This window comes from Streptomyces paromomycinus, assembly GCF_003865155.1.
In the GTDB taxonomy this organism is placed as follows: Bacteria; Actinomycetota; Actinomycetes; order Streptomycetales; family Streptomycetaceae; genus Streptomyces; species Streptomyces chrestomyceticus.
The window spans coordinates 713,549-728,285 of the sequence record NZ_BHZD01000001.1 but is presented as its reverse complement, the minus strand read 5'-3'; the positions used below and the strand labels follow the sequence as shown (position 1 = coordinate 728,285).

Sequence of the window (14,737 nt, the reverse complement as noted above, 5' to 3'; positions counted from 1 at the left end):
ACGACGGGGGACCGCGGTCCGCTGCCCGCCTCCGCCGCGCCCGGCCGCGCGCCACCACCGCCCGGCCCGCCGTACCGCCGTCCCGGAGGAGAAGAGACCTACATGCCCGCCGACCCCACCAGCCCCCAGCCGGCCGCCGCCGACCTGCACCACGTCATCGAGGTACGCGGCGCACGGGAGAACAACCTCGCCGACGTCTCCCTGGACCTGCCCAAGCGGCGGCTCACCGTCTTCACCGGCGTCTCCGGGTCGGGCAAGTCCTCGCTGGTCTTCGGGACCGTCGCCGCCGAGGCGCAGCGGCTGATCAACGAGACGTACACCGCGTTCGTCCAGTCCTTCATGCCGAGCCTGGGACGCCCGGACGTGGACGCGCTGCGCAACCTGAGCGCCGCGATCATCGTCGACCAGGAGCGGATGGGCGCCAACTCCCGCTCCACGGTGGGCACCGCCACCGACGCGTACACCATGCTGCGGATCGTCTTCAGCCGCCTCGGCACCCCGCACATCGGCACCTCCAGCGCCTTCAGCTTCAACAGCGCCGAAGGCATGTGCCCGGAGTGCGAGGGCCTCGGCCAGGTGTCGACGATCGACGTCGACCAGCTCGTGGACCGCGAACTCTCCCTCGACGAGGGCGCCGTCACCGTGCCCAACTTCGCCGTCGGTTCCTGGTACTGGCAGGTCATGGCGGGCTCCGGCTTCTTCCCGCCGGACAAGAAGCTCAAGGACTACACCGAGCGGGAGTGGGAGGACTTCCTCCACAGACCCGCGACCAAGGTGAAGGCCGCCACCCTCAACACGACGTACGAAGGGCTGGTCACCAAGGTCCAGCGGCTGTTCCTAGCCAAGGACCGCGACGCGCTGCAACCGCACATCCGGGCCTTCGTGGACCGGGCCGTCGCCTTCGCCGACTGCCCCGTCTGCGAAGGCACCCGGCTGAGCGCCGCCGCGCTCTCCTCCACCATCGACGGCGTCAGCATCGCCCGGTGCTCGGCCATGCAGATCAGCGACCTCGCCGCGTTCCTGCGCACGGTCGAGGACCCGTCCGTGGCGCCGCTCCTGGCCAACCTGCGGCACCTGCTCGACTCCCTGGTGGAGATCGGCCTCGGCTATCTGAGCCTGGACCGGCCCGCCGGCACCCTCTCCGGCGGCGAGGCGCAGCGCGTGAAGATGGTGCGACACCTCGGGTCCAGCCTCAGCGACGTCACGTACGTCTTCGACGAACCCACCGTCGGGCTCCACCCGCACGACATCCGGCGGATGAACGACCTGCTGCTGCGCCTGCGCGACAAGGGCAACACCGTACTCGTCGTCGAGCACAAGCCGGAGGTCATCACGATCGCCGACCACGTCGTGGACCTCGGCCCCGGCGCCGGGACGGACGGCGGACGGATCTGCTATGCCGGGGACGTGCCGGGGCTGCGCGCCTCCGGGACGCTGACCGGGCGGTACCTGGAGCACCGGGCCCGGCTGCGCGAGACGGTGCGCACGCCGCGCGGCACCCTGGCGATCCAGGGCGCGGACCGGCACAACCTGCGGGACGTCAGCGTGGAGATACCCCTGGGGGTGCTGACCGTCGTCACCGGAGTCGCGGGCTCCGGCAAGAGTTCGCTGATCCACGGGTACGTCGCCGGGCGGGAGGGCGTCGCCGTCGCCGACCAGTCGCCGATCCGCGGTTCACGCCGCTCCAACCCGGCCACCTACACCGGGCTGCTCGGCCCGATCCGTACCGCCTTCGCCAAGGCCAACGGCGTCAAGGCGGCGCTGTTCAGCGCCAACTCGGAGGGCGCCTGCCCGCACTGCAACGGCATCGGGCTGGTCTACACCGACCTCGCGATGATGGCGGGGGTGGCGTCCGTGTGCGAGGAGTGCGAGGGCAAACGCTTCACGCCGAAGGTGCTCACCTACAAGCTGCGCGGCAAGGACATCAGCGAGGTGCTGGCCATGTCCGTCGCCCGGGCACGGGACTTCTTCCCCACCGGGCAGGCCCAGGCCCTTCTCGGGCGGCTCGCCGGTGTCGGGCTGGGCTACCTGCGCCTGGGACAGCCGCTCAACACCCTCTCCGGCGGCGAACGGCAGCGCCTCAAGCTGGCCATCCACATGAACGAGAAGGCGACCACGTACGTCCTGGACGAGCCCACCACCGGCCTGCACATGGCCGATGTCGACCAGTTGCTCGCCCTGCTCGACCGGCTGGTGGACGAGGGCAACTCGGTGATCGTCATCGAGCACCACCAGGCGGTGATGGCCCACGCGGACTGGATCGTGGACCTCGGCCCGGGGGCCGGGCACGACGGCGGGCAGGTCGTCTTCACCGGCACGCCCGCCGAACTGATCGCCGGCAGCAATACGTTGACGGCCCGGCACCTGCGGGAGTACGTCGGTCAGGCCGGGCCCGACGAGCACGGGCGCGCCGGGGGCTGAGAGCCGGTGACGGGGCCGGGGCCCGGCGTGGCGGCCCGGCTCCGTACGGTCCGGACCGTGATCCGGCCCGGACTGTGATCCGGCGCGGACCGCGATCCGATCCGGCCAGGCCGGAACTCGGCCCGACCGCCCCCTGGTTATCGTTGCTGCCCATGACAGTCACCGAAACGGACATCACGGCGGAACTGATCCGGGACCTGCTGCGCGAACAGCACCCGGACCTGGCGGACCGCCCGGTGACACTCGGGGCCCTCGGCTGGGACAACCAGGTGTGGCGGCTCGGTGACGACCTCGCCGTGCGGATGCCCTGGGCTACGGAGACCGCGGACGCGCTGCTGCGCAAGGAACACGCATGGCTGCCCGCCCTCGCCCCGCACCTGCCGCTCCAGGTGCCCGTACCGAAGCGTCTCGGCGAGCCCTCGGAACGGTTCCCGCGGCCCTGGCTCGTCACCACCTGGGTACCGGGTGAGCCCGCCGACCGCGCCCCCGCGACGCGAGGCGCGGAGGCCGCCGAAACCCTGGCCGCCTTCCTGACAGCCCTGCACCGCCCCGCACCCGACGAGGCGCCCGACGGCCGGGACCGCGGGGGCCCGCTGGCCGACACCGCCCAGTACTTCGCCGAAGGGCTCGCCTCGGTCGTGGAACTGGGCCTGGTCCACGACCCGGACGCGATCCGTGCGGTCTGGGAGGACGCCGCCGCCGCGCCCGAGTGGGCGGGCCCGCGCCTCTGGCTCCACGGCGACCTGCATCCGGCCAACGTCCTGACCACGGACGGCACCTTCTCCGGCGTGATCGACTTCGGCGACCTGTTCGCCGGCGACCCCGCCTTCGACCTCGCCGCCGCGTGGCTCCTGCTGCCGGACGGTGCCGCCGACCGCTTCCACGCCGCCTACCGGCCGGGCCCGGACACCGCGACCCTGCGCCGCGCCCGCGGCTGGGCGGTGCTGCGCGCCTTCGGCGGCCTGCTCGTCGGCGACGCCGGTGTCCACGGCCGCCCCGGCGGCAAGGCCACCTGGGGCCCGCCCGCGCAAGCCGCGATGCGCCGTCTCACCGCGTCCGTCCAGCGCTGATCACGCACCGTTCCAGGACCGCCGGAGCGCCGCGTACGGGCCGTCCACGGCGCTCAGTTCCGCGTGCGGGCCCAGTTCGACCATGCGGCCCGCCTCCATGACGGCGACCCGGTCGGCGTCGTGGGCGGTCTGCAGCCGGTGCGCGATGGAGATCACCGCACGGTCCGCGCGGACCGCGGCCCATCGCCCGCTCGGCGTACCGGGCGGTCGCCGGGTCCAGCGACGAGGTGGCCTCGTCGAGGCTGAGCGTGTGCGGGCCGGCCAGCTCCACGCGGGCCGGCCCACCGTGGCCGGCTCCGCCTCCGGCACTTCGCCCGCCAGGACCGCCCCCGACGCCGGCGACCGTCCCCGTACGCAGTACGCCCGGCACGCCCGCCGGATGTGGCGGGCGTGCCGGGCGCGCGAAAGGTGACGGGCGTTGCCTCACCAGGCAACGGGCAGGGCCTCCAGGCTGAACTGCCGTGTCTGCGAGCCGCGGAAGCGGACCTCTTCCGGAGGCACCGCGAGCCGCAGCCCGGGGAACTTCCGCAGCAGCGCCGGATAGACCGCGGCCATCTCCCGCTTGACCAGCGGCGCGGCGACGCAGTGGTGGATGCCGTACCCGAAGGCCATGTGCGGTGCGGCCTCCCGGGTGATGTCGAAGCGGTCGGTCTCCGCCTCGTCCTGCGCGCGGTTGACGGCGAACAGGGAACAGGCCACCCGTTCACCGGCCTTGATCACATGGCCCCCGACGGCCACGTCCTCCCGGGCTGTCCGGGGCGCCACGGTGTGGATGACGGTGACGTACCGCAGCAGCTCCTCCACGGCCCGGTCGATCAGCTCCGGCCGCTCCCGGAGCAGCGCGAGCTGGTCGGGGTGGTCGAGCAGTGCCAGTGTGCCCAGCCCCAGCATGCTGGAGACCTGCAGGAAGCCGTCGGACACGAAGGTCGCGCCCAGGCCCGCCAGCTCCTCGTCGCTGATGTCCGCGCCGTGCGCCCGCACCACCGACCCGAACAGGCCGTCGCCGGGATCGCGGCGCTGCCGGCCGGCGAGCGTGACCATGTACGCCCAGTACGCCTTCCCGGTGGCCGTCTGCTGCTCCGGCGACCCGGCGTCGTTCTGCGAGACGTCCAGGTAGCGTGCCAGTTCCGCCCGGTCGTCCCGGGGAATGCCCAGCAGTTCGCAGGTGATCAGGCCCGCCATGGGCCAGGCGAAGTGCCGCATGAAGTCGGCCGGCGGCCCGACCCGTTCCAGGGTGTTCAGGCACTCCGCCACGATCTCGTGGAGGCGCGGCTCCAGCCTGCGGGTCCGCCGGGCGGTGAATTCCGGCGCCACCATTTTCCGCAGCCGGGTGTGGTCGGGCGGGTCGCACGTCAGCAGATTCCCCGGCAGGGCCCGGGTGCCCGTCCCGTCCTCGCCGTCGGGCAGTGCGGAGCTGAACCGGGTGAGATCGCCCAGCACCTCCCGTACCTCGGCATCTCCGGTGGCGAGCCATTTCACCTGGCCGAGGGGCCCGAAGTCGATGTCGGCCGCTGTCAGCGGCGCCTTTCGTGTCTGCTGCCGGAGTTCGGGGACCGGGTCGAACCGGTCCCGGCGCAGGTGTACGGGTATTTCCTGGGGCTGGGTCATCCTGACATCCCTTCTCCGTCGTCGGCCGAGGTGGCGGGAGGTGTCCGTACGGGCGCCGTGGCCGGTCAGGGGCGTACCCCGGAACGTGCCGGGCGGGAGCCGGAACGCGGTGCGGACCGCCGCCGCGGAACACCGGCGGCAGCGGGGCGAAAGCGGCCGCTCACCGCGGAATCGGCGCCGGCCCCCGAAGAGGGGTGGCCGGTGGCCGGGCCGGGTCTCTTCCTTCAGCCCGTCCTTTCCGCGGCCGCGTGTTCCGCCTCGGGGCGGGGAGGACGCCGTCCGGTGCGACACCGGACCGTGCATTCCTCCCCCTTCCGAAAGGCCGCGGCGACCGTGACGAGCCGATATCTCCGCGGAATTCTCACGGACGGCCGGGCGCGACGGGTTCCGTGTGCAGTGCGCATCTCAAACATTCCGCACGTCCGGCTTGATCGATGAATCCCCGTGAATCCTCGTGAAACCCCGTGTATTCCCGTGCATGCCGCGTCGACGGCCGTCCGGTTGCTGGATCGCAGAAAGTGACGAATCGATTTCCCTCACTCTGCTGGTCGGCTGAGCACCGGGTCAACCGGGAGCAGTTGGACGAGCGGCCGGACAAGAGGTGTGTCCAACCGGTGGGTTGCCCGTGTTGGACAGCGCGGCCGGAACCGGCGCCCGCGTCGGCCGCGCCACCGCTTCGGCCGCGCCACCCCGTGGACGGACCTCCGTACGGCATGTGCAAGCGGACTGGCCAGCGGGCATATCTCCTGCGCAAGGTGCAGGAGAGGTCAAGGCCGGTCGGCAATGCCCCTTACGTGATCTGCGCCCGTCGATTCCGCTCGGTTGTCGACATCCGGCCCGGGCGGACCGGACGGTGACGCCGCTGCTCACGGTGACCTTCCGCGCCGCGAGGCAGGAGGAGGGCACATGCGCCTGGACCGCGACCGCGGATGGCTGCTGTTCGCGCTGCTGCTGGGCGTTCCCATAGCCGTAGGAGATCTCGTACTGGGTCCGGCGCAGAGTCTGGTCGGGCTGCTGATGCTCTGTACGCTGCTGGCCGCCACTCGGCTCGACGGACCGTGTACCGGTTCCGTCGCCCTGTACGTGGTGCTGCTGGCCGCCGGTGTCGCGGTGTGGGAGGGCGACCTCGGTGAACAGGGCATGCTGGTGCGCCTGGCCGTGCTCGCGCTGGGCGGCGCGTACGCCACCTGGAGCGCCGCTCAGCGGGTGGCGCGCGAAGGTGAGCTGACCGAGACCTCGTCCGTCGCCCAGCGCGCCATCCTCCAGCCCACCACCTTCCGGCTCGGCGGGGTGACCGTGTGCGCCCGCTACCACTCCGCCTCGCCCCAGGCCCTGCTCGGCGGGGACCTGTACGCCTTCGCGCACACCGCCGCCGGCCTGCGCCTGCTGATCGGCGACGTCCGCGGCAACGGCCTGCCGGCCGTACGCCTGTCGGCCGCCGTGATCAGCTTCTTCCGCGACAGTGCCTACACCCGCCCCGACCTGCCCGCCGTGCTGGACGCCACCGACCGGCGCCTGGCCGCCCTGCTCGGCGCGGAGGACTTCGTCACCGCCCTGGCCGCCGAGTTCCGCACCACCGGCCGGTCCGCCGGCGTCCGGGTCCGCCTGGCCAACTGCGGTCACCACCCGCCCCTGCTCCTGCCCGCCGGCGCCCCGCCCCGCCTGCTCGCCCCGGCCGAACCGACCACCCCGCTGGGACTGCACCCGGTGCCGGTCGTCCAGGACGTGGTCCTCGGCCCCGGCGACCGCCTGCTGTTCTACACCGACGGCCTGGCCGAGGCCCGCAGCCCCGAGGGCGACATGGTCGATCTCGCCGGTCTGCGCTCCGCCTGCTCCCAGGCCGCGCTCGACGACGCCGCCGACGCGCTCCAGGAGGCCCTGCTCCGTCACACGGACGGCGTCCTCGCCGACGACGTGGCGTTCATCCTGGTCGAGTCCTGCCCGCCGGTGCCCTCGCCGGACGCCCGGGGCGCGTCCGGTGCGCGCGGCCGGTCCGTTCCGGCGGGCGGCGCGCCGCGCGCCTCGCGCGACCCCCTCCGCCCGTACCGCAAGGAGCGGCGCGGCCCGCGGCTGCCGGGCCCGGAGCCCAGCCCCGGGCCGCCCGACCGCTGAGAAGGACCGGAGCGCCGGCCGGGTGACCCGCGTCTCACCTGCGCGGTGCCGCTTGTCTATGCAACTCGTTGCATAGCAGGATCGGGGCATGGCGCTCGACCACGCGATCCTCGTCTCCCTGCTGGAGAAACCGGGCTCCGGCTATGAGCTGGCCCGCCGCTTCGAGCGGTCCATCGGCTACTTCTGGACCGCCACCCACCAGCAGATCTACCGCGTCCTCAAGCGCATGGAGACCGACGGCTGGGTCGATGTCCGCGAGGTGCCGCAGCAGGGGCGGCCGGACAAGAAGGAGTACTCCGTCGCCGCCCTCGGGCGGACCGCCCTGTCCTCCTGGCTGCACGAGCCGATCGAGCCCGAGAGCGTACGGCACGACCTCGCCGTCAAGATCCGCGGCGCGGCCTTCGACGACCCGGCCGCGCTGATCCACGAGGTCGAGCGGCACCACCAGGCGCACACCGACCGGCTCGCGCACTACCTGGCGGGGGAGCGGCGGGACTTCACCGGCCCCGGAGCACCCGCCGCCCTCGACGCCGGACAGCAGCTCCAGCACGCCGTACTGCGCGGCGGCATCGCGTACGAGCGCATGACGATCACCTGGCTGGAGGACGTGCTCGACACGCTCCACGCCCTGAAGCCCGAGCGGCCCTGAACCGGAGCACCGGACCACGAACGCCGCACTGCAGCGCCCCACCACAGCGCCGAGCCCGCCGCCTGCCCGTTGCCGACGGTCCGGGCCCGCGACCCCGCCCTCCTTCTCCACCCACCCTCGACCCGAAAGGCGGACCCCATGGCCGACCCGCTGCTCTTCAACCCGCGCACCTACGACCCGGCGCACTTCGACCCCGAGACCCGCAGGCTGCTGCGCGCCACCGTCGACTGGTTCGAGGACCGCGGCAAGCGCCGGCTGATCGAGGACTACCGCTCCCGCGCCTGGCTGGCGGACTTCCTCGCCTTCGCGGCCAAGGAGGGGCTGTTCGCGGCCTTCCTCACCCCGGCCGCCGCCGCGGACGGCCATCCGGACAAGCGCTGGGACACCGCCCGGATCGCCGCCCTCAACGAGATCTTCGGCTTCTACGGGCTCGACTACTGGTACGCGTGGCAGGTCACCATCCTCGGCCTCGGCCCGGTCTGGCAGAGCGACAACGCCGCCGCCCGCGCCCGCGCGGCCGAACTCCTCGCACAGGGCGAGGTGTTCGCCTTCGGCCTCTCCGAGAAGACACACGGCGCCGACATCTACAACACCGACATGCTGCTGGAGGCCGACGGCGACGGCGGCTTCCTCGCCAGCGGCGCCAAGTACTACATAGGCAACGGCAACGCCGCCGGACTCGTCTCCGTCTTCGGCCGCCGCACCGACATCGAGGGCCCCGACGGCTACGTCTTCTTCGCCGCCGACAGCCGTCACCCGGCGTACCACCTGGTGAAGAACGTCGTCGACTCCTCGAAGTACGTCAGCGAGTTCCGCCTGGAGAACTACCCGGTCGGGCCGGACGACGTGCTGCACACGGGCCGCGCCGCCTTCGACGCCGCGCTCAACACCGTCAACGTCGGCAAGTTCAACCTCTGCACCGCCTCGATCGGCATCTGCGAGCACGCGATGTACGAGGCCGTCACCCACGCCCGCAACCGCATCCTGTACGGCCGCCCGGTCACCGCCTTCCCGCACGTGCGCCGCGAGCTGACCGACGCCTACGTCCGCCTGGCCGGCATGAAGCTGTTCAGCGACCGCGCCGTCGACTACTTCCGCTCCGCCGGCCCCGACGACCGCCGCTACCTGCTCTTCAACCCGATGACGAAGATGAAGGTGACCACCGAGGGCGAGAAGGTCATCGACCTGATGTGGGACGTCATCGCGGCCAAGGGCTTCGAGAAGGACACCTACTTCGCGCAGGCCGCCACCGAGATCCGCGGCCTGCCGAAGCTGGAGGGCACCGTCCACGTCAACCTCGCGCTGATCCTCAAGTTCATGGGCAACCACCTGCTGAACCCGGCTGAGTACGCGCCCGTACCCACCCGCCTCGACGCGGCCGACGACGCCTTCCTCTTCCGGCAGGGACCGGCCCGCGGCCTGGGCGCCGTACGGTTCCACGACTGGCGCGCCGCCTACGACGCGTACGCCGAGGTGCCCAACGTCGCCCGCTTCCGGGAGCAGGCGGACGCGCTGTGCGAGTTCGTCGCCACCGCCGCCCCCGACGAGGAGCAGAGCCGCGACCTCGACCTGCTGCTCGCCGTCGGCCAGCTGTTCGCGCTGGTCGTGCACGGCCAGCTCATCCTCGAACAGGCCCGCCTGACGGACCTCGACGCGGACGTCCTGGACGAGCTGTTCGGCGTCCTCGTCCGCGACTTCTCCGCGCACGCCGTCGAACTGCACGGCAAGGACTCGGCGACCGACGCCCAGCAGTCCTGGGCTCTGTCCGCGGTCCGCCGCCCCGTCGTCGACGAGGCCCGCTCCGCGCGGGTCTGGGAGCGCGTCGAGGCGCTGTCGGGGGCGTACGAGATGGCGCCGTAGCGGAAGGTCCGTGCGGACGCGAGGTGATCCACGGTCACCCGTCGCAGGAAATCGGGAGCAATCAGGAACTGGTCCCTCCAGTGCGACTTTTGGCCAGATGCCCCTCGCGTCCCGCACATCATGTCCAGGCGCGCCATGCTCAGTGCAACCGGGCCAGCCGTACGGGCGCCCGCCGAGCAAGGGGGAACCACCATGACACTGAAGAAGCGCGCGAGACTCGCCGCGGCCGTCGCCGCACCGCTCCTCCTGACAGGCGCCACGCTCACCGTCACCGCTCCGTCCGCCAGCGCCGCGCCCACCGGCGCGGACGCGTGTACCCACCCCGGGTGGTCGAACAAGTCCTCCGGCAAGGGCACCGCGAAGGGCGACAGCGTCAAGGTCCGCACCGGCCCCAACAAGGAGTGCGGTGTGGTCGCCACGGTCGGCACCGCGCGCGTGCTGTTCTACCACTGCTGGGTGAAGAACTCCGCGGGCAACAGGTGGACGCACGTACGGATCGACGGCCTCAACGTCGACGGCTGGGTCTACAACAAGAACCTCGACGACGGCGGCTCCGACCACCCGGACAACAAGTGCTGACCTGACGCCTCACCCGTACCACCCGCACGACCTCAGGAGCGGGCCCACTGCCACCACGGGCCCGCTCCTGAGGGCTGAGCGGGCCTTCCGCGCCGCGACGTCCCCTCCCGTACCGCCTCTCGAACCGGTGCGCGGATTATTGGATGATCGGGCCGCGCGATCTGATCGAACTACGGCGACGAGCGGACGAAAACGGTCGCTGGACGATCGACAGAAGTCTTTCGTGAAGGTTTCATTGATGAGTGAACATTCGGCTTCGTCTGCGCGTGTGGGGTCCGTAAGCTGCCAGCAGCCCGCCGCAGACCCCGTCGTGCGGGCCGCGCCGCGCAGTCCCCGAGGAGTTGGCCGCCATGAACACCCGGTGCCCCGAGCTGAGGGAGGGCTGCCGGGTGGTCTGCCCGGTGGGCGAGATCGACCTGGCCACGGCGCCGGCGTTCCGGGACCAGCTCAGAGGGAACGATGCTGCACTCCCGGCCTTCGTCGTCGCCGACCTGCGGCAGGTGCACTTCATCGACAGCAGCGGACTGCAGGAACTGATGACGGCCCGGACGCGCTGCGAGGCGGTCGGCGGCTGGGTGCGGGTCGTCTACGACCACGAGGCCGTCGACCTGCTGTTCCGGCTCACCGGCTACGCCGAACAGTTCCCCCGCTACGCCAGTGTCGAGGACGCCTGGGGCGACCGGGCGCCGGAGGCTGCCGACAGGTGAGCGGGTCACGGGTGTGTCCGTGACGGAACCGCCGGTGCTGCCGGTGACGGCGGCCCCGTCCGGGTTCACGCCCCGGGGCCCGCGCTCACCGGGTGCGGGGGCGGCCAGGTGGGACGGTGGTGCACGGGCAGGCTGGCCAGCGCCCGGGTCACGGTGGGAAAGACGGCCAGTACCTCCTTGCTGCCGGTCTGCTCCAGCATCCACAGCACCCGGCGCCCCACACCGGCGAGCAGGAGGCGGCCGCGGCGCCGGCTGAGCAGCCAGTGCAGTCCGAGCAGGCAGTTCAGACCGCGGGAGTTGCAGTAGACCAGCGCCGCGCAGTCCAGGACCACATAGCGGTAACCGGCGTCGACGTGGCCGCCCATCGTCGTACGGAAGAACTGTTCCCCGGTGTGGTCGAGAGCTCCGCTGACGCGTATCACCGCACATGCGGCACAGTCGGCGACCATGTTGACCAGCAACCCGTCAGCGTGCGGCATGTCGCACCTCCGAGCGCGTTCGCACCAACACCCATGGGGCCGGGCCGACCACGCTATCCGTACGCAGGCACCGGTACCAGGCGGGCCCGGCCCGGTAGCGGCGAGTTGCGCCACCTCCGGGCGCAAGGCGCGCGGCCCGGACGCCGGACGCGGGCCTTCCGCCGCCCGGCGGACGGCCCCGCGGCACGTCCTTCAGCTGCTGTGCGGCCGAGTGGATCCGTACACGGCCCGTCGGCGGCGCACGGCGAGGCGGCGGGAACCGCTGCCCGCCGAACGGCTGCTTCCCGTCGTCCCCGCCGGGCGGGCGGCGGCGGTGCCGGTGGCGGGCAGCAAGGCGAACGGGCGCGACAGCGGCACGAGTTGCAGCACGCGGTACACGCAGCGTGGTGGCTGGCGCAGATAAGTCTCCCCGCCGTTCGCGGCCACGCGGGACCGCACCTCGCACAGCCACTGCAGTCCGCTGCAGTCGAAGAAGGTGACCTGGCTCAGGTCCAGGACGACCGTGCGGACGGACCGCGAGGACACTTGGGACAGGGCCGGGCCCAGGCGTCGGGCGAGCTCCAGATCCAGGTCGCCGCAGACCGACAGCAGCAGCGTCTCCCCGTCCCGCCGCGCGCGCCAGCAGGGTCCGTCACTCTTCGGATACGAACCTGCGGGCCGCCTGCGCGGCCGGCCCTCGTACCGCCACCAGCGGGCGCCGGCACGGCCGAGGCGGCGGGGAGCGACACGGCCACGGAAGCAGCGTGCGAGACCAGACACAGGCGTCTCCTCCGTCGGTGGACGAGTCCCGGCCCGCAGGGAGGTGGCCGGGCAGTCGTGGCCGAGCGTGTGGGCGGTCCGGTGCGGTGCAGGGCGTTCGCCGACCCGCCCGTCGGCCTCAACCGGTCTGATGCCCCCGATTCCGCGCGGACAAGCACGCGCCGGGGGAGCGTCCCACCGGAGGCACGCGGCCCCCGGACACCTGAACGGCCGCCCCGTCACTGTGCGAGCCGGTGCCGGGCGGTGCCGCGGCGCCCGTGGCGCGGGCGGACGGCCGGTGGTGCACGGCCGGGGCGGGCGGCGTGCGCGGACCTGGGGCAGCCGGTGCCGTCCGCAGACGGTGGTCACGCCACCGGATGACCCGTACTACGGCGGAACCGTGCGTGGCTGTCACCCGAACGGGGCATGTGTGGTACAGACCAGCCGCCGCGATCCGGCCACCGAGGCGTAACTCAAGGGGGCCGACTGGCCCTTGGGGGGAGTGAGCCGAACGTTGCGTACCCGTCGCCGTGCCCGCGTCCGGACGACGCGGGTCGAATACCTCTTACCCCATGCCCACGAAACCGTCTTCTGGGCCCGCTGGCTGACCGCCGCCTTCCTGACCCGGGACGCAACCGCCGCGCCCTGCCCCGCCGACCCGGCGGACGCCTTCCTGATCGTCACCGAACTGGTCGCCAACGTCACCCGGCACACCCGCAGCAGCTGCCGGCTGCGCCTGTGCTTCCAGGACGGCACCCTGACCGTCGAGGTGAGCGACGACTGCCCGGACCGGCCCCGGCTGCGCCCGGCCGGCGACGGCGAGGAGAGCGGCCGCGGGCTGCTGATCGTGTACGCCCTCGCGCACACCCTCGACGTCCTCGACGGCCCGGCGGGCGGCAAGACGATCCGGGCCACCCTGAGCACCGGGTGAGCGCCGGCCGGGCGCCGGCGAGCGGGCCACCCACCGGCCGACGAAGATCACCATGGGTGCACAATGAGCGATGTGCCGATAACACACTCCCCGCAGAGGGCGACGGTCGACGACGCCCGACTGGTCAGCAGTACCCTGGCCCGCGCCTTCGGCGACGACCCGATGATGCGCTGGTTCTTCCCCGACGACCCGTCCCGCGAGGCCGGGCTGGGCCGTTACTTCACCACGCTGTTCACCCGGCAGTACGCCCACCACGGCGTGTGCGAGCGCACCGGCGCGGCGGCCGCCTTCTGGGTACCGCCGGAGGGGCAGGCGAAGGCCGTACCCGACGCGGAGACCGTCCAGGAGCTCCAGGACATCCTCGGCGACCGGGCCGCGCTGTTCCGTGACACCGTCATGGCAGCGGCCGAGCACGCGCCCCAGGAGCCGCACTGGTACCTCGCGGTGATCGGCGCCGACCCCGCCGCCCAGGGTCAGGGACACGGTGCCGCGCTGCTGCGCTCGGGCCTGGCCCAGGCCGACGCGGCGGGCCTGCCCGTCTACCTGGAGTCCTCCAAGCCGTCCAACGTCCCCGTCTACGAGCACTTCGGTTTCGTCGTACGCGGCGAGATGGAACTCCCCGGCGGCGGCCCGGTGCTGTGGTCCATGCGGCGCGAACCCCGCACCACCGACAGCACCTGAGCACCGGAGCGCCGCGGCGTTCAGACCCGGTCGGCGGCGATCAGCAGGTACTGGAAACTGCCGTTCTTGTAGGCGGTCAGGAACGTCTCCTCGATACCCGTGGCCAAGGAGGACGCGGCACGCAGTTCCCAGTACGGCACGGTCGCCGCGGTCAGGTCCACCACGCTGCTCGGCACGAGCCGGTGGTTCGCCATCTCCCGGAAATAGGCCGAGCGGGGGTGGATGTCGCAGATGTAGTGGGCGTTGATCGTCGAGACCTCGCGGGAGGGCAGCCCGTAGGTGTCGTTGTAGCAGCCGGTGATGGTGACGTACCGGCCGCCGCGTACGAGGAGGCGGGCGTATTCGGCGAACAGGGCCGACAGGTCGACGTACATCGTGGACTCGTTGTTCCAGATCGCGCGGAACGAGCCCTTCTCGAAGCCGGTGTCGAGCATGTTCTTGACGTGGAAGCGCACCTTGTCGCCCACACCGTGCTTCTCGGCCTGCGCGGTGGCGAAGGCCACCTGGGCCTCGGAGATGGAGATGCCGTCGACGTGGCAGTCGAACCGCTGGTGGGCGACCAGACTGCCACCGCCCCGGCCGCAGCCGGAATCCAGCAGCCGGTCGTCGGGGCCGACGGCGCCGAGGTGGTCGGCGAGGAAGTCGGCCTGGGCGCACTCCAGCCGGTGCAGTTCGGCGATGGTGCGCTCGTCGCGGGTGTCCGCGGGGCCCTCCAGGACGGACCGGTCGACGTTCCCGATGCCGTAATGGTGATGGTAGAAGCCGTCGACCTCGCCCAGGCGGAGGTTGACGGCGTTCCTCTCGTGGTTCCAGTAGTCGGCCACCGACTGCTGGTAGGGGCTGACGGCCGGGGCTGCTGCCGCGCCGCCGCGCTGCGCTGTGGTGGTCATGCGGTTGTCTTC

Annotated in this window: 13 protein-coding genes and 1 pseudogene; 9 read left to right on the top strand and 5 right to left on the bottom strand. The window is 72.2% G+C overall.

Annotated elements, in window-relative coordinates; genetic code table 11:
- The first annotated feature begins 102 nt into the window (after window positions 1-102).
- Together OEIGOIKO_RS02865 and OEIGOIKO_RS02860 are read left to right on the top strand one after the other, a co-directional pair.
- Complete coding sequence (locus OEIGOIKO_RS02865) at window positions 103-2,421, top strand: ATP-binding cassette domain-containing protein (RefSeq protein ID WP_125051538.1); 2,319 nt, start codon at window positions 103-105, stop codon at window positions 2,419-2,421.
- A 152-nt stretch (window positions 2,422-2,573) separates the two neighbouring features.
- Window positions 2,574-3,491: an aminoglycoside phosphotransferase family protein gene (locus OEIGOIKO_RS02860; RefSeq protein WP_125051536.1), complete on the top strand. Its 918-nt coding sequence runs from the start codon at window positions 2,574-2,576 to the stop codon at window positions 3,489-3,491.
- Here the strand turns inward: OEIGOIKO_RS02860 and OEIGOIKO_RS02855 are convergent.
- Together OEIGOIKO_RS02855 and OEIGOIKO_RS02850 are read right to left on the bottom strand one after the other, a co-directional pair.
- A pseudogene (locus OEIGOIKO_RS02855) lies at window positions 3,492-3,768 on the bottom strand (ABC transporter ATP-binding protein); the annotation flags it as partial.
- Window positions 3,769-3,914: 146 nt separating this feature from the next.
- Window positions 3,915-5,099: a cytochrome P450 gene (locus OEIGOIKO_RS02850; RefSeq protein ID WP_125051534.1), complete on the bottom strand. Its 1,185-nt coding sequence runs from the start codon at window positions 5,097-5,099 to the stop codon at window positions 3,915-3,917.
- Between the two features lie 906 nt (window positions 5,100-6,005).
- Between OEIGOIKO_RS02850 and OEIGOIKO_RS02845 the strand changes: the two genes are divergently transcribed.
- From OEIGOIKO_RS02845 to OEIGOIKO_RS02825, 5 genes are all read left to right on the top strand, one after another.
- Window positions 6,006-7,211, top strand: a complete 1,206-nt coding sequence (locus tag OEIGOIKO_RS02845) for a PP2C family protein-serine/threonine phosphatase (protein ID WP_125051533.1) — start codon at window positions 6,006-6,008, stop codon at window positions 7,209-7,211.
- 88 nt (window positions 7,212-7,299) lie between these two features.
- The gene (locus OEIGOIKO_RS02840) at window positions 7,300-7,860 is read left to right on the top strand and encodes a PadR family transcriptional regulator (RefSeq protein ID WP_125051531.1); all 561 of its coding nucleotides are present in this window, start codon (window positions 7,300-7,302) and stop codon (window positions 7,858-7,860) included.
- Window positions 7,861-7,998: 138 nt separating this feature from the next.
- Window positions 7,999-9,720, top strand: coding sequence for an acyl-CoA dehydrogenase family protein (locus OEIGOIKO_RS02835; RefSeq protein ID WP_125051529.1), 1,722 nt, complete (start codon window positions 7,999-8,001; stop codon window positions 9,718-9,720).
- Between the two features lie 192 nt (window positions 9,721-9,912).
- On the top strand, window positions 9,913-10,299 hold the full coding sequence (locus OEIGOIKO_RS02830; RefSeq protein WP_125051527.1) for an SH3 domain-containing protein: 387 nt from the start codon (window positions 9,913-9,915) through the stop codon (window positions 10,297-10,299).
- 350 nt (window positions 10,300-10,649) lie between these two features.
- Window positions 10,650-11,006: an STAS domain-containing protein gene (locus tag OEIGOIKO_RS02825; protein WP_125051525.1), complete on the top strand. Its 357-nt coding sequence runs from the start codon at window positions 10,650-10,652 to the stop codon at window positions 11,004-11,006.
- Window positions 11,007-11,071: 65 nt separating this feature from the next.
- Here the strand turns inward: OEIGOIKO_RS02825 and OEIGOIKO_RS02820 are convergent, their stop codons facing one another.
- Together OEIGOIKO_RS02820 and OEIGOIKO_RS41365 are read right to left on the bottom strand one after the other, a co-directional pair.
- Window positions 11,072-11,485, bottom strand: coding sequence for an STAS domain-containing protein (locus tag OEIGOIKO_RS02820; protein ID WP_246177164.1), 414 nt, complete (start codon window positions 11,483-11,485; stop codon window positions 11,072-11,074).
- Between the two features lie 192 nt (window positions 11,486-11,677).
- On the bottom strand, window positions 11,678-12,244 hold the full coding sequence (locus tag OEIGOIKO_RS41365) for an STAS domain-containing protein (protein ID WP_170251516.1): 567 nt from the start codon (window positions 12,242-12,244) through the stop codon (window positions 11,678-11,680).
- A 493-nt stretch (window positions 12,245-12,737) separates the two neighbouring features.
- On the opposite strand from OEIGOIKO_RS41365, the gene OEIGOIKO_RS02810 reads away from it, so the two are divergent.
- Window positions 12,738-13,154 carry an ATP-binding protein gene (locus tag OEIGOIKO_RS02810; RefSeq protein WP_170251514.1) on the top strand — a complete coding sequence of 139 codons (417 nt, stop codon included), beginning with the start codon at window positions 12,738-12,740 and terminating at the stop codon, window positions 13,152-13,154.
- A gap of 72 nt (window positions 13,155-13,226) precedes the next feature.
- Window positions 13,227-13,835 carry a GNAT family N-acetyltransferase gene (locus OEIGOIKO_RS02805; protein ID WP_125051519.1) on the top strand — a complete coding sequence of 203 codons (609 nt, stop codon included), beginning with the start codon at window positions 13,227-13,229 and terminating at the stop codon, window positions 13,833-13,835.
- 20 nt (window positions 13,836-13,855) lie between these two features.
- Here OEIGOIKO_RS02805 and OEIGOIKO_RS02800 read toward each other — a convergent pair whose 3' ends face one another.
- Window positions 13,856-14,725, bottom strand: coding sequence for a geranyl diphosphate 2-C-methyltransferase (locus OEIGOIKO_RS02800; RefSeq protein ID WP_125051517.1), 870 nt, complete (start codon window positions 14,723-14,725; stop codon window positions 13,856-13,858).
- Between the last annotated feature and the right edge of the window lie 12 nt (window positions 14,726-14,737).